This is a genomic window from Synechococcus sp. CS-1333 (assembly GCF_025128015.1).
Lineage (GTDB): Bacteria > Cyanobacteriota > Cyanobacteriia > PCC-6307 > Cyanobiaceae > MW101C3.
This window is the reverse complement of record NZ_JAHLYO010000014.1, coordinates 358,215-381,895: the sequence shown is the minus strand read 5'-3', so window position 1 is coordinate 381,895 and position 23,681 is coordinate 358,215. Positions and strand designations below refer to the sequence as shown.

Below are 23,681 nucleotides of genomic sequence, written 5' to 3'. Positions count from 1 at the left end.
CATGGCCCTTCCCGGCATCAGCAACGCCAACGAGTTCTATTCCGCTCACTACCTGGAGAGCGTGCTCACGGGCGACATCAAGAAGGTTCGTGAGCGCTGGCTCGAAGCCGCGAGGGAGCAACTGGAGGCCGATCCCACGGCGGAGATCAGCACCCCCGAGCAACGCTTCAAGGCCCTGCGCAGGCCCTGGCAGAGGCTGAGGGAGGCCGAACTTGGCATCAGCAACGACCCAGCCGAGCGGCTGCGGCTGCAGAGAGAGCTGTTCTTCCAGCCGCTGCTGGAGGCCCTCGGCTATCCCTATGTCCCCAAGGCTGAGCCGGTGCTGGTTGGCGATGAGGCCTACCAGGTGCCGTTGCTCGCAGAGGTGACCAATGCCAAGGGCGAACCCTGGCTGTGGGCGGTGGAGTGCTTCAACCCCAACGATGAGCCTGCCGATCCATTGGAACTCACGATCGTCAGCCGCTGGGGCTGCCAGATCGATGATCCGTCGCTGGGAACGGTGCTGACCGATGGCGACGGTCAGGGCAACGAAAGCTGGGAAGTGCTCATCAGCGAGCGGGTGTTCGGCCAGGACGTGCCACCGCGTTGGGTGCTGGCGGTGAGCCGCGACCAGCTGCTGCTGATCGACCGGCAGAAGTGGGCGGCGTCACGGCTGCTGCGCTTCGAGCTCGACACGCTCCTGGGGGACAACAACCCCGATGCCCTGCTGGCCGCGGCCACCCTGCTGCACCGCGAACACACCTGCCCGAGCGGGGGCGGCACGCCGCTACTCGATGAGCTGGACGAGAACAGCCACAAGCACGCCTACGAAGTTTCCACCGATCTGAAGTACGCCCTGCGCCGCTCGATTGAACTGCTGGGCAATGAGGCCATCACGTGGCTCAAAACCAAGGCGCGCGAGGGGGTCTACAAGGGCGAAACCGACGCCAAGGCCCTCACCTTTGAGTGCCTCCGGTACATGTACCGGCTGCTGTTTCTCTTCTACATCGAAAGCCGGCCGGATCTGGGCTATGCGCCGATGGGCAGCGACGTGTATCGCCTCGGCTACAGCCTCGAGAGCCTGCGGGACATGGACTCAGCCGAGCTGGGCAGTGAGGAGGACAAGGAGAGCACCTACATCAGCGATTCGCTGGATCGGCTGTTCCAGATGATCTGGGAGGGCTACCCCAAGCGCGAAGACGAAACAGCCCAGTTGCCCCTGGCCGACGCGGAGGATCCCTTCCACGACAGCTTCCGGCTGACACCGCTGAAGGCCCATCTGTTCGACCCAGCGCGCGTGCCCACCTTGAGCCGCGTGCGCTTCCGCAACGTGGTGCTGCGGGAGGTGATCGAGCTGATGTCGCTCACCAAGGAGGGCAAGGGAAAACGCCGCGGCCGCGTGAGCTATTCGCAGCTCGGCATCAACCAGCTGGGGGCGGTGTATGAGGCGCTGCTGAGCTTCCGTGGCTTCTTCGCCGAAGAAGACCTCTACGAGGTGCAGCCAGCCCCGAAGAAAAAGACCACCAGCAGCAACGACGAGGACCCTGAGGAGGAGTCGGGCGACGAGACCGGCGACGATGGCAGCACCCCCAAAGCCAGCGGCCAGGAGCACGACGAACTCGATGTGGGCCACTTCGTGACCGCCGAGCGGCTCACGGCCTACAGGGCCAATGAAATCGTGGTGGACCCGAAGACCGGCAGTGCCAAGTGCTACCCCAAGGGCTCCTTCATCTACCGCCTGGCTGGCCGTGACCGCGAGAAGAGCGCCAGCTACTACACCCCTGAATCGCTCACCCAGTGCCTGGTGAAGTACGCCCTCAAGGAGCTGTTGCCGGGCAAAACCTCGGCCGAGATCCTGGAGCTGAAGGTGTGCGAGCCGGCCATGGGCTCGGCGGCGTTCCTGAACGAGGTGGTGAACCAGCTGGCCCAGGCCTATCTGGAGCTGCGCCAGCAGGAAACGGGCCGCACGATCAGCCATGAGCGCTACAACACCGAGCTGCAGAAGGTGAAGATGCGCCTGGCCGACCGCAATGTGTTCGGCATCGACCTCAACCCGGTGGCGGTGGAGCTGGCGGAGGTGAGCCTGTGGCTCAACAGCATCTACCAACCGGAGAATGGCCGCGCCTTCGTGCCCTGGTTCGGCCAGCAGCTGCAGGTGGGCAACTCCCTGATCGGCGCCCGCCGGCAGATCTATCGGGTGAACCAGCTGCCCGCCGACACGGGCCGAAAGGCCAAGCCCAACAAGCTCTGGCATGAGGAGCCCCCCGAGGAGCTTGCCTGGGGCGTGCCCTTGCCGGAGGACGCCATCTTCCACTTCCTGCTGCCCGATCCGGGCATGGCTGCCTACGGCGACAAGGTGATCAAGGGCCTGGTGCCCGAGGCGATCGAGCGCTGCAAGCGCTGGCAGGCCGCGGCCATCAAGGCCCCCTTCAGCGAGCAGCAGATCCGCACCCTGCAGCGGCTCAGCCGCCTGGTGGACGGGCTGTGGCAGCAGTGGATCCCGGAGCTGGCCCAGGTGCGGGAGCGCACCACCGATCCGCTGCCGGTGTGGGAGGAACCGGGTGATGGAGCCAAGGGTGTGGCCAAGTCCCTGAGCCTGAAGGACCTCATTCAGGCCCAGGAGGTGGCCGGCGAGGGGGTGGCCAATGCCAACGCGCGGCTGCGGCTGAAGCTGGCGATGGACTACTGGTGCGCCCTGTGGTTCTGGCCGCTGGAACAGACGCTGCTACTCCCCAGCCGCGAGGAGTGGCTGCTGGAGCTGAGCATGGTGCTGGGGGATCTGGAATCCAGCCTGGAGGCCGATGAAGGGCAGCTGCAACTGCTGCCCGATACGAAGCCCAAGCAATTGGCAGTGGATTTCTCGGATCGTCATGGCTATGTGAACAAGACAAAGCTGGTAGCGGAGTTCCCGCGCCTGAAGCTGATAGAAGCCACCGCCGAGCGACAGAGGTTCCTGCACTGGGATCTGGAGTTCGCCGATGTGCTCCAGGGCGGTGGCTTCGATCTGATCGTGGGCAACCCGCCCTGGCTGAAGGTGGAGTGGGAAGAGAAGGGGATCATCGGCGATGTGGATCCGATGGTGCTGGTGCGCAAGCTCAGCGCCAGTGATCTGTCCAAGGTGCGCAGCGAGGCCTTCGCAGCGCACCCTGCTCTGAAGGCGGCCTACTTGGAGGAGTACGTGGGGCAGGCGGGCAGCCAGGCCTTCCTGAATGCGGTGGCGAACTATCCCCTGCTCAAGGGCAGCCAGACCAACCTGTTCAAATGCTTCCTGCCCCAGGCTTGGCGGATGGCGTCAGAGCAGGGCGTAAGTGGTTTCCTGCATCCGGAGGGGGTGTATGACGATCCGAAGGGTGGGGCACTGCGTCATGTCCTCTATGAGCGGCTGCGCAATCATTTTCAGTTCCAGAACCAGCTGATGCTGTTCCCGATCGGACATCGCGTGAAGTACAGCCTCAACATCTACGGACCAACGCGAAAACCCAGCTTCATCCATCTGGCGAATCTGTTTCACAGCAAAACCGTGGATGCCTGTTTTGCCCACGACGGCCATGGCGCAGTGGGTGGCATCAAAACCATCGACAACCAATGGAACATGGCTGGTCACCGCCAGCGCCTGATTCCAGTGTGTGAGCAGAGCCTGGCTCTCTACGCCCAGCTCTACGACGAAACGGGTACGCCCGCTCGCCAGGCGCGCCTGCCGGCGCTGCATTCCCAGCAACTGCAGAGCGTACTGGAGAAGTTTGCAGCGGCGCCTCAACGACTGGGTGATCTGCAAGGTGATTACATCGCCCTGGAAATGTGGCACGAAACGAACGCCCAGAAAGACGGCACAATTCGTCGTAACACCAGCTTTCCAGCGGATGCCAGTGAGCTGTTGCTCTCAGGCCCCCACTTCTACGTGGGCTCTCCCCTTTATAAAACGCCCCGTGCCATCTGCACAGAGAAGGGCCACTACGACTGTCTCGATCTCACCAGCCTGCCGGACGACTATTTCCCTCGCACGAACTACCGCCCGGATTTATCACCCTCTGAGTACCGCTCTCGCACACCTCGGGTGCCCTGGGGAGAAAAGAAGCTGGTAACAGAGTTTTATCGGATTGCAGCGAGAGGCATGATAGGGGCTGCCGGCGAAAGAACCTACATTAACGCAATCTGTCCAAAGAGAGTTGGCCATATTCACGGAGTTCAGACTACCATCTTCAAAGATAGTGCGCGACTTCTTTCTCAAGCTGCATTCGGCTCGAGCTTGCTTGCGGACTTCTTTATCAAGTCAACTGGAAGGAGCAATCTCCACTACACCTGGGAAGCTTTCCCTGCCCTAGAGACTACAGAGCCTCTTTGCATTCGAACACTGGCTCTTACCTGCCTCACCACCCTCTACGCCGATCTCTGGGCCGAGTGCTGGGATGAAACCTTCCTCCAGCAACGCTGGCCAAAAGACGATCCCCGCCTGCCCAACAGCTTCTTCACCAACCTCACGCCCACCTGGCAGAGGGATTGCGCCCTGCGCACCGATTACGCCCGCCGCAATGCCCTGGTGGAGATCGATGTGCTGGTGGCCCAGGCCCTCGGCCTCACTCTGGAGGAGCTAATCACCATCTACCGCGTGCAGTTCCCGGTGATGCAGCAATACGAACGCGATACCTGGTACGACCAGAACGGCCGCATCGTTTTCACCTCCAGCAAGGGCCTCTCCGGCGTCGGCTTCCCCCGCAAGGGCTCCGGCCGCGGCCCCAAAAAGACCACCGGCTGGGAAGACATCCAGGGGATGACCTCCGGCACCGTCTCCCGCACCATCCTCGATGACACCCTGCCTGGGGGGCCGGTGGAGCGCACGATCACTTATCAGGCGCCGTTTGATAGGTGTGATCGGGTGGAGGATTATCGGGGGGTTTGGGAGAGGTTAACCAGTGAATCAACCTAGGGGCACCTCGAACAATACCGGTTTACCCTGGAAGTACCAATTGAGACTCATGTCCTAGCCGGCGTCAGCCTTGGCCAATGGTCGAGGCAAGGCCGATTTTTTGAGGTGCCCCTAGGATGAATGGTGTCTCTTGCTAGGAAGCGTCTTGTCTTTCAAGTAAATGCATTTGAGCAAGATGCGCTAGCGTATCAATTTGCTCCTTTGCTGGAATTTCCTTGCCATCCTTCCAGCTTTTCGGAGGCATCTCACAGTTGAGTGATCCATATCGCAAAATGCAATGCGAATAAGCAACCCGAGCTTGGGTGCAATAGCTCCACTTCCAATTCTTATCATTTCCCAGGATGGCCCAGGAAGCATTTCCGGTACTAAGTGCATCTAAAATTAAAATCGAGAAATCGCGCAAACTTTCAATGGCAAGATCATAGTGAAATCTATTTGCAGGATGAAAATTAAGATTACAACTTGGAGAGTAAGTATACTTGACAGTTTTGTCTAGCGCTTTGACTGGCAAGATAATCGTTCCCGTCGTGCAGTGCACCTTTCTTTTCTTGCCTTTTGTAGATCTAAAGTCATCACGAGAAATCCCAACTGCAATAACTCCTAGGGCATGGCCAATATCTAAAGAGCTCAATACCTTTAGCCTGTACACAGATATGCCACTATTGGCTCCACATAATATGTATTCTTCTACTCGCTTAATCAGGTCGTCACTCCATGGCCCTCCCCTACATGAGCGCACCTCATTAAGGATACTCAAGAACTCAACTTGATTATTGCAAAGGCGGACAAAGCCATTTATGTGATTATTTCGAATGATACTCTTTGCTTTAGTCGAAAGCCAGCCAAGCATACTCAGCAAACCATGTCAACTATACCGACCACCAAGTCTCTATGTGGTAAACTTTCATTATCTAGAGCCATATTCACTCTTTGGACCCCCTCGCCACTACAGCAAAGCATAAGAAAAGCAGTAGCAGACTGAGCAAGACGCCTATTATCGCTTTTGATCATATCGGCCACGAAGTCAATCAGATATCTACAATCCGTAGAAAATTCTGCGTTAGTAAGTGAAGCCAGGAAGATATGCTTGCTCAGATCGGGCATTTTAGTTAAATAATGTGCAGCCTTATCATGAATTATGTCGGAAGCATCCATAAGCCAATCAACGATAGCCCCCGCTTCAATATAAAGATGTCTTTCGTCTTGAATAAAAGAGTTTGTCAAAGAACAAAAAGCTTGATATACTGAATCTGGCAAGCTAGGGCTTAGCTGATCACTAAAGCGCGGCCATGGGACTGGATGGCCAAGAAAAGAAGATACTGAACGGGTAAAATAGTATCTTCGAATGTCGGCATTCTTAAGGGTGACGGAGAAATCTACCAGAACGACATCATCTATTGACGAAGCCTGGTGAGCGTCTTTTAAATAATGCGAAGAAATAAATATTACACTATTCGACTGAGCTTGGTCGCAAGGAGTCTCGTAGCGTTGACGTGATGGCCCAATTGAAGAAATTTCGGAGTTGCTTATTGAACTGGTCAAGAACTTGACGGACATTTGCGAATTCGAGGGTTGATTCTGTGTAGCAATCCGAGTCAATCAAATAGCAGACCTCATCCGAGCCATCCTTCTTGGCTAAGCCTGCTCTGACACGGAGTATAGCACCCTCAACATTCAGGCTGCAACCAAACGTTAGGAACGCATCTGATAAATCGGACTCTGATAAATCTGTGGACACCAAGCAGCCTAGAACTGACGACTTGAGCAACTGATTCCAAGTGGTATCCCCAAGCCCTAACTCAGAACGGACAATCAGATTTTGATACCGAAGCCCAACCCTTGAGAACGATGCTGGAGAATAAATGCTATTGAATACTTCGAGCGCCTTGAAAAGGCGTTCTCTAAAATCCTCCCATCTAGTATAATTTAGAGTTGAAAGAGCGATCGAGTCACTGGCGAGCGTCAGCTTCCACTCTGCTGACTCATGAATGAACTCATAAGAAACAAATCTTTGATCAGCCTCTGATTGGACAATCGATAAATCCGCAGATGCTATGGTTACTGAATTGCCCTGTATGCAATTAATATTTGGATACTCATCTCGAATTGCGTCTTGAAGCTTATATGGGGCTTCGTACTCTATCCTTAGTATTTTCGGGAACTTCAGCTGACAAATGACCTCCACCAACGGGTTGGCGCTGTAAGTCACTCGTTGAGAATCGGGAAATCTCATGCTTAAGTGAGTGCTCGCTGCTGGATGACGGGTAGTATACATCGGCTTCTCGAAAAGTGCAAATCATATTTAGTGTGATTAAGCCAAGAGCTCTGGTATTCATAAATTGGCAACTTCATAAAATAACAATGACCCTTGCTTGGGGATAATGGTTGTCTTGAGGCCAAGCATGAAACCGATTTTGCTGTGCTTCGTGGCATATCAATCACTGCCCTTGCTAGCCCCCAAAAAAGCCTGCTTCGCCAGCGCGTTTAATACATCGGAGAACTTGGCTACCTCTCCCTTGCCAAGCCGTAGCCGATAGCGCCCCCAGCGCTTGTCGTAGTCCATGACATCCAACCCGGAGGCCTCAATGGTGGCTTCCGTCTCCTGGGATTGTGGAAGGCGCACCTCCACCCTCAAGGCATTCTTCTGCGGCCTGAACTGCACGAAATTGTTGGGCTGCCCATTGGTGGCCAGACCGATGTAGAACTTGTTGTATTTAAGCTCAAGACCAGGAGCGAACTCCGCCACCAGCTTCAGCACCTCATCGGCCATGGCCACGGTGGCCTTCGAACCCCGCGCCTCCCAATAGGAGCGATCGGTCACCTCCTGCACCTCCTCGTCCTCATCCACCAATCCGAAGCGAGCCTCATCCAGCACGGTGGTGAAGAGCAGTGAAACTGTGCCTGCGAGCTGCACCGCACTCATCTGGATCGCGATCAAGGGGATGGTGCCGTTGAATAGGGAAATCACATTGAGGAATCTGGCCGTGATCTCCTCCGCCACGATCACCGCCGTGTGCTCGTACTGGGGATAGCGCTTGCGCTCAATGTCCCAGTATTCGATCGTGCGGATGATGTGGGATTCATCCGTCTTGCCGAGCTGTACCTCCACCTCGTAGCGGTGGCTTGCCTCTGCGTCCTGGAGCAGCAGATCCAATCGGCCGGCCCTGGGCTGGATGCGCTCCTTGTCCTTGAGCACAACATCCCCCAACCCAAGGATCTGAGGGTTTTCAGCAATCCGGTCCTGCACCCATCGCTCGGTGAGCTCGGGGTGACTCTTGAGCGAGAGCTTGATGATCGGTTCGTATTTCATCTTTTCAGCTGCTCCATTAGCACCGCGAACTGAGCCTTGTACTCCTCCTGGCTGAGCTCCCCAGCCGCAAACCGCTGGGTAAGACGTTCCATTCCGGCCAGGATCACTTCATTAGTTTTCTCCACCACCGTCGCCTCGAAGTCCACGGAAGCGGCGCCTGTCTCCACTTGCTTGTCTTTGCTGAACAGCTTGCCCGCCCAGCCCAAGGCCTCGCCCACCTTCGCCCCGGCCCGACTGGCCACATCCCCAGCGGCGAATAGCGCCTGATCGAACGCGCCATCCTCCCGGCGGAACCGCTTGGCCAATGCGGGCAACTCTTCGAGCAGATGATCCTGGCCGAGGGCCTCCAGCAGCCGAGCCAGCACCTCCTGCTCAGCGTTCTGTAGCTCGCCATCGGCCGCCACAATCAGGCAAAACACCAGGGCAACCGATTCTCGGTTGGCGGGCTCCTGGATCGAACGCAACGCCGCGCAGGCCCCATCGAGATCGGCGTTCACCTTCTCGGCCAGCCGCTGCAGCTCTTCCTCCGGCAAGGCCAACTGCTTGAGGAAGGTGAGATACACCTCCCGTTCCTTGTCGTCGAAGTTCCTGTCGGCCAGAGCTAAGGCCATCAGGCCTTCGAGCACCGCCACCTCCGCCTGTTCGTTGCGGCCGATGTGCCCCTGCAGCCGCCGGGTTTCCTCCCGCAATGCCGCCGAAACCCGCACACCATGGCTCACCCGCGCTCCCATCACCCGTGTGGTGGCGTAGTTCCAACCCGCGGAGATCCCCACCCCAACGATCGGCACGGCCGTCTTGAGGATTGCCTTCTGGGTCACCTGCTTGGCGATCCTGGGGCCGAGCACCGAGCTCGCCGCGGCCTGTATCAGCGGGGTGTTGCCATGGATCAGGCGGAACAGCTGAGCCCTGGCCACCTCCGGCCCCAAGGCCTTGAGGCCCAGCCCGCCCACCTCCGCCGCCTTCACCCCATAGACCACCGCAAACAGCCGGGTGAGCTCCTCCGGGTCATCGGCAGCAAGGGGGATGTCGTAGACGAGGTGCAGATCGAACGCCAACCGCAGTTGCAGGCGCACGGTGAAGAACACCTCCGCCATCACTGCCGTGATCGCAGCCGGCAAGCCCACACCTGCTGTGAGCACCGCAGCACTGGCCGTGGCCCCCGAAAGCCCGCCGGCAACAGCGGCGTACTTCTCGGCCAGCTCGCAGAGCTTGCCGGCAACCGCATCGGTGGGCAGGCCCGGATACTTGCCCCGCAGGTAGGCGGCCCCGCCCAGCTCCATCACCTTGCGCTCGTAGCTGCTCAGGCAGCTCTTGAGGAACTTGTTGAACCAGCTGCCGTCCTTGATCGCCTGGACCCCGAAGGCCTGGACGGTTTCCTTCAGATCCGCGATCTCCTGCAGGATGCCGGCCTTGATTGCCTCGGCGTCATAGCCACCACCGCCCTCGGCAGCTGGGTTGGAGTCGACCAAGGGGATTGGGCAAGTCGAGGTTCTTATAGTCGCAATCCAGTCCAATCGGTCGATTTCGCTTAGACCCTTGGCCCAATGGCGCACGGCCAAGGTTGATCCCGCTTCCCCCGGCGGGCCGCGGCCGTGAAGGAGTGCTTTCACGGCGTCAGATCCCCCCTCGCCTGGTTCCTCTGACAGGTTTTCAGGGGAGACTTCATCGGGTACGTGTAGGCCAGCATGGGTGCTGACTTCCTGGTCATCGACACCGAAGGGTCGCCCATCCTGCGTGAGGTGGCCGTGGTCGATGCCCGCGGGGAGCTGCTGCTCGAGGCCTTCACCCCTGATCAGGGCGACTGCTACCACAGCAATGATCTGGTGCGGCCTCTGCCCGATCTGCTTCGCGAGCTCCGCTTGCTCTTGCGCGGCCGCCAGCTGGTGGCCCATAACGCCGGACACGACCGCACCGTTCTGAGCGCCAGCTTCGAGGCCTGCGGCCTTACCCCGCCGGTGCTCGACTGGTTGTGCACGGTGGCGATGGCCCAGCAACTGCACCCGCGCCTGGAGTCCTATTCCCTCGGATCCCTCTGCGATCAGCTGGGCGTCGGCAGCGAACCCTTCAGTCCTGACGCGGCTCACCAGGCCGCCTACGACGCGCGCTTCACCCAGCGGCTGTTCCGCCACCTGCAGCGCGATCAACTATGTCGCCGCCTGGCGCAGGCGGCTAACCCCTTCAGCAGCTCGAGGGTCGACACCCCCTTCCAGCACTTCGCCGATGAGCGGCAAGTCAACAGCACTGCCTTCGCTCGACTCTCCGCCGTGCTGCGCAGTGTGGGCGCCGATGCCAACCACCAATCCCAAGGGGCCGTGCTGATCGGTGAACCAGGTGCGGGCAAGACCCACCTGGTGATGCGGTTGGCCGAGGAGGTGCTCTCCAGCAACCGCCTCCTCTTCATCCGCCAGCCAACCCAGGCGGCCAGCGTTCTCTTCCACGTTTATTCCCGCACCCTGGAATCGCTGGTGGAACGGGTGGGGGAAGGACCCCACAGCCAGCTGGACCTTCTGCTGATCCGCTCGATCCGCAGGATTGTCGCTGCAGGCGGCGCCACCACCGAACGGGATCGCGAGATCCTCAGCGCCCTCGAGGCCGAAGACCTCGGACGCCTGGGGCAGGAGGGCAGCGATGCCCGCCGCCAGCGTTGGGAGCGCATCGAGGCCTGCCTGTTGCGCTGGTGGGCTGATCACCATTCCGCCTCGGGCTTCGGGCGGCAGATCCTCCAGGGTCTGCTGCGCTTTTGCCGCTACAGCGAACCTCGGCGCCGCGAGAGCTGCCGTCGCTGGCTGGCCACCGGCGAGCATGAGCCGGTAGACCGAGAGCTGGAGGGCCTCAGCCCCTGGAATGACGAGCAGCTGCGGGAGGAATTTTCGCTCCAGGCCCTGAGGGTGATCGGACTGCTCTGTTGCCTCGACCAGCCCTTGATCTTGGTGTTCGACCAACTGGAGGGGCTGTGGCTGGAGGGCAACCGCCCCGTGCTGCTGCGGTTCGGGGAGGTGATCAAGGAGCTGTTCACGCATGTGCCCCATGCCCTGGTGCTGGTCACACTCTTCCCGGATCGCTGGCAGCAGTTCCAGGCCGATTTCGACGGCAGCATCACCGGCAGGGTCGCCCAGCATGTGATCCAGCTGGAACAGCCCCGGCCCGATCAATTTGAGGCCATCTTGGATCTGCGGCTCGAGCCGCTGGAGGCCAGCTCCTTGGAGCTTTTCTCCATCGACGAGCTCACGTCACTCGTGCGGCAACCGTCGATTCGGAGCTGCCTCAACCGCGCCGGTGCCCTGTTTGAACACCGCGTTCGCGGCATTCCGCTGCCCCCCTTGGCACCTGCGTCGGCTGTGCCCACCCGTGAGCAGCATGGATTCGCCCTGAATCAGCGTTTACTGGGCCTGGAGCAACAGTTGACCCTGATCCTGCATCGGCTGGATGCCCTGGAGGGACAACAGGCATCCCAGGACGTTGCAACTTCTGATGCCCTTGCCCCCCAGCTCGTACCCCAGCGGATGGAGCCCGAGGACGTGATGGATGCCGAGGTGCGGCTGGTACCCGTAACGGGCTCAACCGCACCCTCGATCGATGACACCGACTTCACCTACGAGTCGCTTTTCCTCCGCTACCACCAGGCGTCCCTCCAGACCCTCCGCCAGCGCTGGGAGCACCCTCAGATCATTGACGAGTCCGACGATGCCGGCAAGCTCAGACAGATCTGCCTGGGCTATCAGCAGATGCGGCCCCTTCGGGTGGGCGCACTGCGACTGGGAAACAAGCGGGTTCCCGACAACCTGCTGATCGAGGGAACCGGCCCGTCGCGCTGCATTGCCTTTTTGCATGTGGCCAATGGCACGTCAGTCAATGCCCGACTGCGCAATCTCAACCAATTGGTGCTGCAACACCGCCAGGTGCAGTTCATCCTGATGCGTGATACCTCAGCGCCAGCGATTCGATCGCGCCAGGCCAGCGAGGCCCTCAAGGCCTTCGAGAACGGCAGTGGTGATGGGAAGAAACGCACCTTCTGGCGCCCGCTTGATCTCCAACGCCGCGTGGCCCTTGAGCTTGTCCATCAGCTGGTGAGCGACATTCTCAACCGTGAACTGGATCTGCCCCTTCAGGAAGGGCTCGATCTATTGGCCCGCCATGAGCCGCAGAACTGGGTGGTGAAGCTGCTCCACCCTGCCTGACCACGGCCAGGGATTCAGGCCGAAGGCTCCGGCATGATGCCATTCACCTCAAACTGCCCCCGCTGGAAGTGCCACACGCTGTTGTCGTCCAGACATCGGAAGGCCACTTCCACTGCACTGCTCTCCACCTGCACATCCACCTGATCAAAGGGTGTGCTCTGAAACACGCAACAGCTGATCGCGCCAAATTGCACCACCTCGTCATCGCTGCGGGCCGAGTGGTATTCAAAGGCCTCAACTCCGGCCTCACGCATCCGCTGGCCCGTGGCCTGGGCAAACCGGGTATCTACGGGATCACGCAAGCAACGCTGCAGTGCTTTTGAGCGTTGGTGTTGCAGCTGCAGTCCAAGCTCCGTGCTCACGTCCACGTGGAACAAGGTTTTGCGCATCGCCGCGCTTCGCGGAAATGGCCGTTCAGGACCGCCTTGAAATACCAGCTCGTAGTAGGCCCCCTCCAGGAGGCAACCCAAGCGTGATCGTGAGCCATAGAACAGGCCCCGTTCCCTGGGCCTGGAAAAGCGCGACCCGTAGGGTTTCGGATAGCGGAACGGAGTAAGCAGCAGCCGATGCCGCACGGGACATTCTTCCGCATCCGGCAGCTCCGGTTTGCTGGACTCAAGAAATTCCTCCAACCGGGCCTGCTCATCCAGGCTGTCGGTTATGCGCCGCGTGGCCTGAGCACCCTGCTGTTCCACCAGCCGCATCACCACACCATCCAGTCGAGCGCTGGTCGTTAGATCAACCTGTGGCGCCGGGCTCACGGCCGACCGCGCATCGCGTCGAGATACTGCACCATTTCCACCAACTGCACCGGATTCTGTAGTTGCTGCCGGGGGATCCCTCTGGTGTGGCGGTTGGCTGTATCCAGCCAATGCCTCATCAAGGTCGTGTCGTCGCCCACCAGGGCGGACAGGCTGCGATGCAGACGCAGCACCAGGGCAATCATCTGTCGGGTGTGGGGATCGATGCGACCCTGAGCCCGGTTTTGCTCGAAGAACGTGCGGCTCTTGCCGATCGCCTGCGCTGTTTCCTGGGCCGTCAGGCCCAGCTCCTCGCCGGCTCGCTGCAACGCCTTGCGCAGCAGGACGTTCTCGTTGACGCTGCTGGTGGTTTCGCTGGGCTTGGTCTGAACGGCCACTTGCCTTCTCCTTCGTCGTCCCAGTATGCCTCAGTCGCGGCAAACTGGAACTACTTGCCTCGATTGAGTCACTCAGTAGCGGCCGGAGGCCCGCGCTTCTCCGGCGTCTGACCTGGGCTGAATCGTTCAAACCGCTTGGCAGACCAGCGATCTCCCTTAGCCTGTTCCTGCAGCTCGGCCCAGCAACTTGCTCCCCTCGGTTGTCGCCAGCGAGCTGGAGCAGGTCGCCTGCGATGCGATCCGCACTGCCTTTCACCCCACCACGCCGGGCTTCAAGGGGCTGATCGATCGATTCCTTGCCGATCGGGAGCGCATCCTCAAAGGCCCCTACGTGTCGGTGGCGCTGCCCTTCCACCAGGGCTCCGGCCGCGATTGGTTCCCTCAGATACCGCTGCCCTTCCCGCCCTACCGCCACCAGGAGAAAGCCTTCGATCGGCTGCTGCCCGGAACGCCCCGCAACACGCTCGTGGCCACCGGTACGGGCTCAGGCAAAACCGAGTGCTTCCTGCTGCCCGTGCTGGAGCACTGCCGCCTGCAACACGCCCAGGGCCAGCGGGGCATCAAGGCGATCCTCATCTATCCGATGAACGCCCTGGCCACCGACCAGGCGCGTCGCATCGCTGATCTGATCCACACCATTCCCGCCCTGGCTGGGCTCCGCTCTGGTCTCTACATCGGCGCGTCCGACGAAGCCCCCACCGCGGCGATGAGCGCCACCAGCGTGATCACCGACAAGGACGCCCTGCACAAGGCTCCGCCCGACATCCTGCTCACCAACTACAAGCAGCTCGACTACCTGTTGCTACAGCCGCACGTGCAGAGCCTGTGGCAGCACAACGGCAAGCTGTCGGATGGAACCAGCGTTCTTCGCTACCTGGTGGTAGATGAGTTCCACACCTTCGACGGCGCCCAGGGCACTGATCTGGCCTGCCTGATTCGCCGCCTGCGTGATCGCCTCCATTGCCCGGGCGACGAGCTGGTGTGCGTCGGTACTTCCGCCACCCTGGGTGGCCCCGAATCGCGGGGTGCGATGCGCGACTACGCCGGGCAGATCTTCGCCAGCTGCTTCGAACCGGATTCGTTGATTGAGGAGGAACGGCTCAGCCCAGAGGAGTTCTTCACCATCCATACGGCCTTTGGCGAGGAGGGCCTCTTCGCCCTACCTCTGCCTGGACTCGAGGCGATGGAGGCCTTGGATCCTGAACACGCCAGCAGCGCCGACGCCTACATCCAGAAGCAGGCGGAGCTCTGGTTGGCCGACACCCTGCTGGCGCCCCCAGGTGATGACGTAGCCGATGAGGGATGGCGCCTCGCACTGGGGCTGCGTCTTGGCACCCTGCCTGCGGTACACAACCTGGTGCGCCAGGCCGCCACCACCTGTTCCATCGAGGAGCTGCTGGTGCGGTTCTCCCGACAGCTCGGCCTTGGGGATCGCTTTCCCCTGCCCTACAGGGTGCTGCTGCTGGAAAGCCTGCTGGCTTTGCTGGCCCATGCCCGCCGCACCACCGACAAGCTCGATGGCACGCCCGTGGTGGTGCCCTGGCTGAACCTGCGGGTGCAGCTGTGGCTGCGGGAGCTCAAGCGCATGGTGGCTTCGGTGGAGGCTGAGCCCCAGTTGCTCCATTCCGACGACCTGGCCGGCAAGGAAAGCGGCGCCCATCTGCCAGTGGTGCACTGCCGGGACTGTGGTGCCACTGCCTGGAGCTCCACCCTGCTGAACCAAGGCAGCCAGCGCCTCGACCGTGCCGGGAACCTGCGGGCGTTCTACAAGGCCTACTTCTCCGGCCAGAGCGAGGTTCGTTACCTCTTCCCCCAGCAGCCCTTCCAACCTGGCGCCCCTCAGCCTGACGCCTCACCAGAAGCGGCCAGCCTCAAGGTGCTCTGTGCCGACTGCCTCTCGTTCCACGCCCCCAAAGACCTCAAGGACGTTTGCACCAACTGCCAGAGCCGGGAGCTGCTGCTGGTGGACATGCCCGATTGCGGCTACCTCGATGAGAACAACCATCCCCGCATCAGCCGCGACTGCCCCTACTGCAACGCCCAGAAGGGCCTGCTGTTGGTGGGTACCTCGGCCGCCAACCTCACCAGCACCTGGAGCGCCTCACTCTTTGCCTCCTCCTTCAACGGCGACAAGAAGCTGCTGGCCTTCTCTGATTCAGTGCAGGACGCCGCCCATCGCGCCGGCTTCATCGCCGCCCGCGCCTACCGCACCTCCTTCCGCACCGCCCTCACCCACACCCTGCAGGAAACCGGGCCTCTGCCCCTCGACCAGCTGCAGGACCAGCTGATCAGCCACTGGCAGCTTGAACTGCCGAACCCAGTGGACTTCGCCGCCACCTTCTTGCCGGCAGATCTCGAATGGCTGAGGGAGTGGGATGAGCTGCAAAACCAGGACAAACCAGTCCTGGGGGCCGAAAGCTTCCTGGTGCGCACCGTCTGCGAACGCCTGCGCTGGGAGGTGGCCGCTGAATTCGGCTACCGCTCCCGCCTCGGCTCCTCTGTGGAGCAGGCAGGGTCGCTCGCGGCTGGCGTGGATCCAGCCCGCATCCAGGCCCTACTGGCTCCTCTGCTCACCCGCCTGCAGAACGAGGTGGATCCCCTGCGCCATGCCCGGATCGGGCAGTTGCAACAGCTGGTGGTGGGTCTGCTGCATCAGCTGCGCCAACGCGGCGCAATCGCCGTTCCCGAGCTGGTGGGCCTGGATGACAAAGGGTCTGAGTACCTCAGTAGCGGAGCGGAGAACACCTTCAAGTTCAACCAGATCTTTCACACCCCCAAATTCGGTCACTCGTCTACCCGGCCGATCTTCCTCACCAGCCACCGTGGCAAGGGCAGCTTCCAGCAGCTGGTGCGCGAGAAGGGTCACCCCACATGGAGCCAGCACTGGTTGACGCGCACGTTGGAGGCCAGCGCACTCCTCGACGCCGAACAACAGAAGGAAGCCTTGAATGCCGTTGTGGCCGCACTGACCGAAGCCGGCCTGCTGCAGGAGTTTGTTGGAGGCCGCGGAGAACGCATCTGGGCGATTCCGCGCCAGGTGCTGCTGGTCTCTGCCCAGCCCCAGCTGGTGCGCTGTGGGTGCTGCGGCGATGGGCAGAGCGTGCTCACCGAACAGCTCCCTGTCTGGGATGGCTTGTCCTGCCTGGTTCGCCACTGCCCGGGCCACTACCGCCTTGATCCCCGCGCTGGCCTGCCCCTTTACCGCCGCCTCTATGAGCGCGGTGAGGTGCATCGCATCGTGGCCCGCGAGCACACCGGCCTGCTGGCGCGTCCGGATCGTGAGCGGCTCGAAACCCAGTTCATCCGCGGCAAGTACCGCAGCGATCCCAACCTGCTATCCGCCACCTCCACCCTGGAGATGGGCATCAACATCGGTGATCTCTCCACTGTGCTGCTGGCCTCTGTGCCACCGGAACCTGCCAACTATCTCCAGCGCATCGGCCGCGCCGGCCGCCGCGATGGCAATGCCGTGGTCGGCACCATCGTCACCGGCACCGCCCACGACCTTTACTTCTTCACCGATCCCCGCGAGATGCTGCAGGGGCAGGTCAGTCCCCCCGGCTGCTATCTCGACGCCGCCGCCATACTCAAGCGCCAGTTGCTGGCCTACACGATCGATCGCTGGGTGCAGAGCGGCATTACCGCAGAGGCGCTGCCCCGCAAGCTCAAGCCCGTCCTCGATGCAGTCGAGCAGGCCGGCCGGGAATCCACCATCCCCGACGCCTTCCCCTACTCATGGCTGCGCTGGTGCAGCACCGAACAGACGGCCCTGCTTGATCGTTTCCTCGGGTTCTTCGATGAACAGCTGCAGAAGCCCAGCCGTCAGGAACTGAGGGCCTATTTCCTCAGCTCCCCCGACGCTGACGAGTCCGGTGCCTTCGCTGCGGCCTACGCCAGGGGCCTGATCGGGCGGCTCGAGGAGCTGATCTCCGAGCGCAAGCGCCTGCGCAGCGAGGCCACCAAACTCCGTGAGCGCTTCAACAAGCTCGCCGCCATCCCGGATACCTCCCTGCTGGCGCAGCAGCGGGAAGACAAAGACTCGATCCGGCGCGAGCAGATCGCCTACAACCAACTGCGCAAGGATCTTGATGGCCGCCCCCTGCTGGCCATGCTCACCGACGAGGGCTTCCTACCCAACTACGCCTTCCCGGAAGCCGGCGTCACCCTGAAGTCGGTGCTCTGGCGCCGCCTGCCCGCCCGCGGCGGTGTTGCCCGTCGCACTGAGGAGCTGCCAACCCTCAGCTACGAGCGGCCAGCCAACGTGGCCATCCGTGAACTGGTGCCCGATGGCCAGTTCTATGCCCAGGGACGGCGGGTGAAGGTGGATCAGATCGATCCCAACCTCAACAAATCGGAGCGCTGGCGGTTCTGCCCCTCCTGCTCCTTCGCCTGCCGCGAAACCGACGACGACTACAACCGCAAGGAATGCCCCCGCTGCGGCCAGAGCGGCTACGCCGACCATGGCCAGATCAAGGAGATGACCCGCCTGCGCCAGGTGCAGGCCACCACAGAAGACGCCCGCAGCCGCTTTGGGGACGACACCGATGAGCGCAACCCGCTCTTCTTCCACCGCGAACTGCTAATCCTTCCCGATCTGGCCCGACGCGAGATCTCCCTGGTCGTAGACGACGAGGAATTCCCCTTCGGCGCTGAATACCTGGCCAGCACCACCTTCCGCGAGATCAACTTCGGGGAGCTCACCCCTATTGGTGCAACGCACAACATCGCCGGCAAGGGGCTACGGGTGAGGGGCTTCGAGCTCTGCCGCAGCTGCGGCAAGGTGCAGCGCGGTCCTGCCAAGGCCTCCAACCACACCTGGGCTTGTACCTACCGCGAGAAGCCCGACAACGCTCAACTCCGCAATCTCCTGTTCATGTACCGGGAGTTCAGCTCCGAGGCGGTGCGCTTCCTTTTGCCCGGTGCCAGCTTCTGGGATGAGGAGGGCCAGCCCTCCTTCGTGGGTGCGTTGCATCTGGGCCTACGCCATCGCTTCGGCGGGAAGGTGGACCACCTGCGCTCTGCACTTGGGGAAGAACCCCAGCCCGGTAGCCAGCAACGCAAAACCTTCCTCTATCTCTTTGATTCCGTCCCAGGCGGCACGGGCTACGTACGCCAGTTGATGGAGCAGGGCGGCAAGGATCTGCGCGAGGTGTTCCAGGGCTCGCTCGCGGCTCTGCAGGCCTGCCCCTGCAGCGATGGCTGCTACCGCTGCATCTTCATGTACCGCCAGCGCTTTGATCGCGAACGCACGAGCAAACGCCGCGCCCTTGAGCAGCTGCAGGCGATCCTGCGTCGCTGGGGTGACCTCAAGGCCACCGACTGCAGCCTTTCGGAGATCACGATCAACAGCCGGGCCGAAAGCGAACTGGAGCTGAGGTTCCTCGAGGCCCTTCGCACAGGTAAGGGTGCCCCTGATGGCCTGCCGGTTGTGCTCAAGCAGGACGTGATCCATGGCCGCATCGGCTATCTCCTCAAGATCGGCAGCGGGCCGTCGGCCACCACCTGGAAGGTGGAGCAGCAAGTGCCCCTGGGTGAGGGCGAGGGCGTAGCGGAGTTCTCCCGAGCTGACTTCCTGCTCACCCCAACCGCAGGCGGAAAGCCGATCGCCATCTACACCGATGGCTGGGAGTTTCACCGCGGCCGCCTCGCCGATGACGCCCGCCAACGTATGGCCCTGCAGCGCAGCGGCCGTTATCTGGTGTGGTCGCTCAGCTGGACCGACGTGGTTGAGAAGCTTCCCAGCGCCCAGATTCCGCTCGAACCCAATGGATTGGCGGTTGGCGTAGTGCCGGCCTTTGCCACCTGCCCCGAGACCTTCACCGATCGCTGGTGGCCTGAGACTCTGCTCCAGAACCTTTCTCAGCCACCACTGCTGATGCCCCGCGAAGCGCAGGGAGCGAACAGCTTGCAGCTGCTGATGGCCTATCTAGCCAACCCTTCGGAGAGCCTGTGGCAGGGGCTGGCGCAGCTGTTCTGCCTGGCCCAGGGCAGTGCGGCCCCGCTCGACTCCCCTTTAATCCAGGATGCCGTGGCTGAGCTTGCCCTGGCTGAGCACTTGGCCGAGTGGCAAGGCAATGAGCCCGGTCGTCGGCTGGGCCAGTTCCTGGCCATTGCCCCTGGCCTGCGTGCACTGAACCTGCTGGATCAAGCGCGCCATGGCAGCCGGCACCCTGCTGCCAGCTTCCGCACCATCCACTTCGATCCCGAACCCGCCGACTCGGATCAGCAGCAGCAGACCGCCTGGCAGGAGTGGCTACGTCAAGGCAACCTCTTCCAGTTCCTGCCCCACATGCTGCTCATCACCCCCGGCTGGTCCGGAGCGGAACAAACCGCCGCTGTGGATCCCCCCACCGTGTGGGTGGCTGGACTGACAGGAGCGAACGGCAGAGGAGGTGCCGTAGCCAGCAACCCCGAGCTGCAGCGCCAATGGGATCAGGCTCTCGATCTGGCGGAACCTGCATCAAGGCCTGTTCTCGAGAAGCTGCGGGATCTGCTCCTGCAAGAGAAAATCACCTTCCCGGATCTCGGCTACGAGCTGGAGGGAGCGAGGGGAGACGTTGCTGGACCGATGGCCGATCTGGCCTGGCCCCAACAGCGCCTGGCCCTGCTGCTGGAGTCAGGAGACCAACCCGCTTTTGAGGCCGCTGGCTGGCAATGCTGGCTGGCTGAGGACCCACCCGATGAGACGGCCAGCGCATTGCTCGAACGACTCCAGACCTGCCCCGCCCCTCTCCCCCGATGAGCGAACCCCGCATCACCGTTGCCCTTTCCACCGGCTTTCTTAAGGCCCTCAACCAGTTGCCGGAGAAGGCCCGCGGCAAGGTGGCGGCGTTCATCTCGAAGTTTCGGGACAACCCCCGCAGCCCTGGCCTCAACTACGAGCGCATCGAGGGCGGCAAGGACCCAATGATCCGCTCGATCCGGGTCGATCAGGACATCCGCTGCATCCTGCGGGCACCCGAACAGGGGGACACCTACGTTCTGCTCTGGATCGATAAGCACGACGATGCTTACGACTGGGCCCGGCGCAAGACCTGCCACGTCAACCGGGTCTCCGGTGCCCTGCAGATCGTCGATGTGGAGGCGGCCGAAAGCGCCGTGGAGGGTGCGACCGCAGCGGCTTACACCGAAGCCACCACAGCAGCTCTGAGTGCTATTTCCAGCAAGGAAAGTCTGACCAACGCAGAGCTGGCTTCGTTGTTCGCTCATTGCGACGATGACCAGCTCATGCTGCTCGGCGTTCCCGAAGCTCTTCTACCGGCCGTACGTGCTGTCCAGAGCGAGGAGGCCCTGGCGCGGCTGATCGAATGGGTGCCACAGGATTGCGTCGATGGCCTGATCCTGCTGGCCGAGGGAAAGCCAATCGAGGCCGTGATCGAGGAGCTGGAGCGCCAGCGGCCCGCCCACATCGACCCCGAGGATGTGGCCACGGCATTGGCCACACCTGAGAGCCAGGCGGAGTTTCTCGTCATCACCGACGATGACGAGCTGGAGGCCATGCTCTCGGCCCCGCTCGAGCAGTGGCGGGTGTTCCTGCATCCCAGCCAGCGGCGACTAGTGAATCGCGAGTGGAACGGCCCTGTGCGGGTACTCGGTGGAGCCGGCACGGGCAAGACGGTGGTGGCCATGCATCGCGCCCGCTGGCTGGCCAATCGCTTACTCGCCTCTGGTGCCCCGGGCCAGGTGCTGTTCACCACGTTCACCCGCAACCTCGCTACCGACATCCGCAGCAACCTCGCCAAGATCTGCAGCCCGGAAGAGCTCCGGCGCATCGAGGTCATCCACCTTGATGGTTGGGTGATGAACTTTCTCAAGAATCAGGGACTTCAGGTACGGGTCTTCAACGACGAAGCCCGTGATGCCTGCTGGAGTCTCGCCATGGATGTGGCTGACCCCGCCATAGGTCTGGAGGAGCGTTTCTACCGGGAGGAATGGAAGGACGTGGTGCTAGCCAATGGCTGCCGCTCCCGCGACGACTACCTCGTAGCAAGGAGGATTGGCCGCGGCACCCGCTTGAGCAAACAGCAGCGTGCTCAGATCTGGCCGGTGTTTGATGCCCTGCGCGCTGAGTTTCGGCAGCGCGGGCTCTGGGAACCGGAAGAGGCCAAAACCGCAGCAGCGGATCTGCTGCGCAATGCCGACCATGCAGGGCGCTATGTGGCGGTGGTGGTTGATGAGGCCCAGGACCTCGATGTCGCCTCGTTCTCACTGATCCGGGTCTTGGCAGGCGAGCCCCATGCCAACGACCTCTTCATCGTGGGCGATCCCCATCAGCGCATCTACGGCAGACCGATCGTGCTCGGACGCTGCGGCATCGATGTGCGCGGCCGCTCCCGCAAGCTGCGGATCAACTACCGCACCACCGAGGAGACCCGCGCCTGGGCAACTGCTGTGTTGGAGGGGATCGACTTTGATGACCTTGATGGTGGCAACGACCCCAGCAGCGATTACCGCTCGCTGCTCCACGGCGAGAAGCCCGTGCTCAGGGGGTTCGAGGACCCCGCTGATGAACAGCGCTTTCTACGGGACGCCCTCACCCAGCTCTGCGGGGTCGATGGCAACCTTGCCTCCACCTGCGTCACCCTGCGGACCAGGTCAGGCCGAGACCGTGTCGCCCAGGCCCTGGAAAAGGCTGGGTTCTCCGTTCGGCTGATTGAGGCCAATGAAGCCGATGACCCCAGCGATCCGGCCCTGCGCGTCGCCACGATGCATCGCGTCAAAGGGTTGGAATTCGATCAGGTCTTCATCCCCGAGCTCACGGTCGAACAGATGCCCTACCGCGTTGAACTGAACCGACGGCCGGATCAGGTTTCGCGGGAGCTGTTTGAACAGCAGGAGCGGTCGCTTCTCCATGTCGCAGCGACCCGAGCAAAGAAGAGGGTGATCGTGACCTACAGCGGTAAGCCATCGTCCTTTTTGACGCCCGGAGGCTGAGCCACGGGAGCAGAGCTAGCAGCATTCAGGCGAGATCTGCTTCGCCTTCTGGCTCAGGCTGCCCAGGCACCTCCAGACAGATCAGATCCGCCGCCTGACTCGCCTCGCTGAGCATCTGGAACAGCACCCTGGGCGGTTCCTTGAGCAGCTCGATCCAGTGGCCGAGATAGGCGGCATGGCTATCGATCTCGCTGCCGATCACCCAGCAGCACAGCCCCCAGCTCAGCGACCAGCTCAGCGACCAGCTCCTCACGGGCATAGCGCGGCTTCCCGAAGACACCGCTCAGATCCCGCTTCAGGCGGGACTCATGGCCAGTGGAGTGGATCTTCTCATGGGCCCAGGTGACGCCGAACGCCGTCGGTGAGTGGAAGCTGGCGCGATCGGGCAGCTGGATCCGATTGATGGCGGGCAGATAGCAGGCCCGATCACCCCCGAGGCTGACCGGCACCGGTACCTGACGGAGCGAGTGGGATTGCCCCAAAGGTAGGCACTACGTCAATCTGATCACCGGTCGCTGCTGCAGGGCTTCCAAGGCCGAGATTTTGGTTCGGGGTTGACCTAGAGGAGTTGATCCTTGAGTTCTTCGTCCTCATAGGAGAGCAGTGGTTCGCAGATCAGATTCAGTGTTGGCGCAGGTAAGTCAGATCGTTCTCCAGCCCTATTGATTGCAGCAGCGGTTTTGCCAATGCAATCGAGCAATGGGCCGCTGATCGGTGCTAGTTCATGGCAATACGAGGCGATGGTGGTCCAGACGTTTTGTTCGTTGGAAGTCATAGGAAGGATGAGCACAGTTGAGATGCAGAGATCTTTTATGATGGGTGTGTGAGGTGGTTTGGACAGGGGAATACAGCCTGATGGATTGAGCCGTTGAGGGGTCCGATCGCTTTGGCGGTTCTGTGCGTACCGGCATAGATCGGGCTTGGGGGGCCCCACAGGGGCTCTACTGCTGGGAGCGAGGTGACCCCACTTGCTGAGACGAGGGGCAGACAGTTGCTGTCCCCTCCTGCTCGCCCCCTTTTGCTACTCCGGTGTTGAGGAGAAGCTCGGGCGAAAGACCGAAAGAAGCGAATGCCCCCAATGGATTGCTCCACAGGAGATGCCAGCATTAGGAGGCACCGGTGGTCATCGCAGCCCGCTGGTGTGGACAAAACGGGCAAGGAGGTCAGAGACCTTGCCCATTTTTTCGTCTGCTTTCTTCTGATCCCGTCTGTATCCAG

General features: G+C 61.5%; 13 protein-coding genes. 4 read left to right on the top strand and 9 right to left on the bottom strand.

The features are described from left to right. The first annotated feature begins 1 nt into the window (after position 1). The gene (locus KQ303_RS06335) at positions 2 to 4,903 is read left to right on the top strand and encodes an Eco57I restriction-modification methylase domain-containing protein (protein WP_259729615.1); all 4,902 of its coding nucleotides are present in this window, start codon (positions 2 to 4) and stop codon (positions 4,901 to 4,903) included. A gap of 133 nt (positions 4,904 to 5,036) precedes the next feature. Here KQ303_RS06335 and KQ303_RS06330 read toward each other — a convergent pair whose 3' ends face one another. The 5 genes from KQ303_RS06330 to KQ303_RS06315 all read right to left on the bottom strand — a co-directional run bounded on the left by KQ303_RS06330 (position 5,037) and on the right by KQ303_RS06315 (position 9,682). Continuing rightward, positions 5,037 to 5,753, bottom strand: coding sequence for a hypothetical protein (locus tag KQ303_RS06330; RefSeq protein ID WP_259729614.1), 717 nt, complete (start codon positions 5,751 to 5,753; stop codon positions 5,037 to 5,039). A 2-nt stretch (positions 5,754 to 5,755) separates the two neighbouring features. Next, positions 5,756 to 6,460 (bottom strand): hypothetical protein, encoded by a 705-nt coding sequence (locus tag KQ303_RS06325; protein ID WP_259729613.1) that lies wholly within the window; start codon positions 6,458 to 6,460, stop codon positions 5,756 to 5,758. Beyond that, complete coding sequence (locus KQ303_RS14750) at positions 6,354 to 7,136, bottom strand: TIGR04255 family protein (RefSeq protein ID WP_399233056.1); 783 nt, start codon at positions 7,134 to 7,136, stop codon at positions 6,354 to 6,356. The genes KQ303_RS06325 and KQ303_RS14750 overlap by 107 nt, the downstream gene beginning before the upstream one ends. Before the next feature lie 201 nt (positions 7,137 to 7,337). Next, entirely contained in the window at positions 7,338 to 8,213 is an 876-nt protein-coding gene (locus KQ303_RS06320; RefSeq protein WP_259729612.1) for a hypothetical protein, read from the bottom strand. After that, positions 8,210 to 9,682: a TerB family tellurite resistance protein gene (locus tag KQ303_RS06315; RefSeq protein WP_259729611.1), complete on the bottom strand. Its 1,473-nt coding sequence runs from the start codon at positions 9,680 to 9,682 to the stop codon at positions 8,210 to 8,212. Before KQ303_RS06315 ends, KQ303_RS06320 begins: the two co-directional genes overlap by 4 nt. Positions 9,683 to 9,898: 216 nt before the next feature. Between KQ303_RS06315 and KQ303_RS06310 the strand changes: the two genes are divergently transcribed. Further along, positions 9,899 to 12,391: an exonuclease domain-containing protein gene (locus KQ303_RS06310; protein WP_259729610.1), complete on the top strand. Its 2,493-nt coding sequence runs from the start codon at positions 9,899 to 9,901 to the stop codon at positions 12,389 to 12,391. Positions 12,392 to 12,405: 14 nt separating this feature from the next. Here the strand turns inward: KQ303_RS06310 and KQ303_RS06305 are convergent, their stop codons facing one another. Beyond that, positions 12,406 to 13,152, bottom strand: coding sequence for an RES family NAD+ phosphorylase (locus KQ303_RS06305; RefSeq protein WP_259729609.1), 747 nt, complete (start codon positions 13,150 to 13,152; stop codon positions 12,406 to 12,408). Further along, complete coding sequence (locus KQ303_RS06300; protein ID WP_259729608.1) at positions 13,149 to 13,529, bottom strand: MbcA/ParS/Xre antitoxin family protein; 381 nt, start codon at positions 13,527 to 13,529, stop codon at positions 13,149 to 13,151. The genes KQ303_RS06305 and KQ303_RS06300 overlap by 4 nt, the downstream gene beginning before the upstream one ends. A gap of 187 nt (positions 13,530 to 13,716) precedes the next feature. Between KQ303_RS06300 and KQ303_RS06295 the strand changes: the two genes are divergently transcribed. After that, positions 13,717 to 20,271 carry a DEAD/DEAH box helicase gene (locus KQ303_RS06295; RefSeq protein ID WP_259729607.1) on the top strand — a complete coding sequence of 2,185 codons (6,555 nt, stop codon included), beginning with the start codon at positions 13,717 to 13,719 and terminating at the stop codon, positions 20,269 to 20,271. Next, positions 20,268 to 22,463: a UvrD-helicase domain-containing protein gene (locus tag KQ303_RS06290; RefSeq protein WP_259729606.1), complete on the top strand. Its 2,196-nt coding sequence runs from the start codon at positions 20,268 to 20,270 to the stop codon at positions 22,461 to 22,463. The genes KQ303_RS06295 and KQ303_RS06290 overlap by 4 nt, the downstream gene beginning before the upstream one ends. A 25-nt stretch (positions 22,464 to 22,488) precedes the next feature. Here KQ303_RS06290 and KQ303_RS06285 read toward each other — a convergent pair whose 3' ends face one another. Continuing rightward, positions 22,489 to 22,722 (bottom strand): hypothetical protein, encoded by a 234-nt coding sequence (locus tag KQ303_RS06285; protein WP_259729700.1) that lies wholly within the window; start codon positions 22,720 to 22,722, stop codon positions 22,489 to 22,491. Further along, entirely contained in the window at positions 22,643 to 22,912 is a 270-nt protein-coding gene (locus KQ303_RS06280) for a zincin-like metallopeptidase domain-containing protein (protein ID WP_259729605.1), read from the bottom strand. Before KQ303_RS06280 ends, KQ303_RS06285 begins: the two co-directional genes overlap by 80 nt. Positions 22,913 to 23,681: the final 769 nt, after the last annotated feature.

What these genes read in the sequence shown, in the direction of transcription:
- KQ303_RS06335 (WP_259729615.1), top strand. Translation starts at nt 2, where the DNA reads ATGGCCCTTCCCGGCATCAGCAACGCCAACGAGTTCTATTCCGCTCAC.
- KQ303_RS06330 (WP_259729614.1), bottom strand. Translation starts at nt 5,753, where the DNA reads ATGCTTGGCTGGCTTTCGACTAAAGCAAAGAGTATCATTCGAAATAAT.
- KQ303_RS06325 (WP_259729613.1), bottom strand. Translation starts at nt 6,460, where the DNA reads ATGTCCGTCAAGTTCTTGACCAGTTCAATAAGCAACTCCGAAATTTCT.
- KQ303_RS14750 (WP_399233056.1), bottom strand. Translation starts at nt 7,136, where the DNA reads ATGAGATTTCCCGATTCTCAACGAGTGACTTACAGCGCCAACCCGTTG.
- KQ303_RS06320 (WP_259729612.1), bottom strand. Translation starts at nt 8,213, where the DNA reads ATGAAATACGAACCGATCATCAAGCTCTCGCTCAAGAGTCACCCCGAG.
- KQ303_RS06310 (WP_259729610.1), top strand. Translation starts at nt 9,899, where the DNA reads ATGGGTGCTGACTTCCTGGTCATCGACACCGAAGGGTCGCCCATCCTG.
- KQ303_RS06290 (WP_259729606.1), top strand. Translation starts at nt 20,268, where the DNA reads ATGAGCGAACCCCGCATCACCGTTGCCCTTTCCACCGGCTTTCTTAAG.
- KQ303_RS06285 (WP_259729700.1), bottom strand. Translation starts at nt 22,722, where the DNA reads ATGCCCGTGAGGAGCTGGTCGCTGAGCTGGTCGCTGAGCTGGGGGCTG.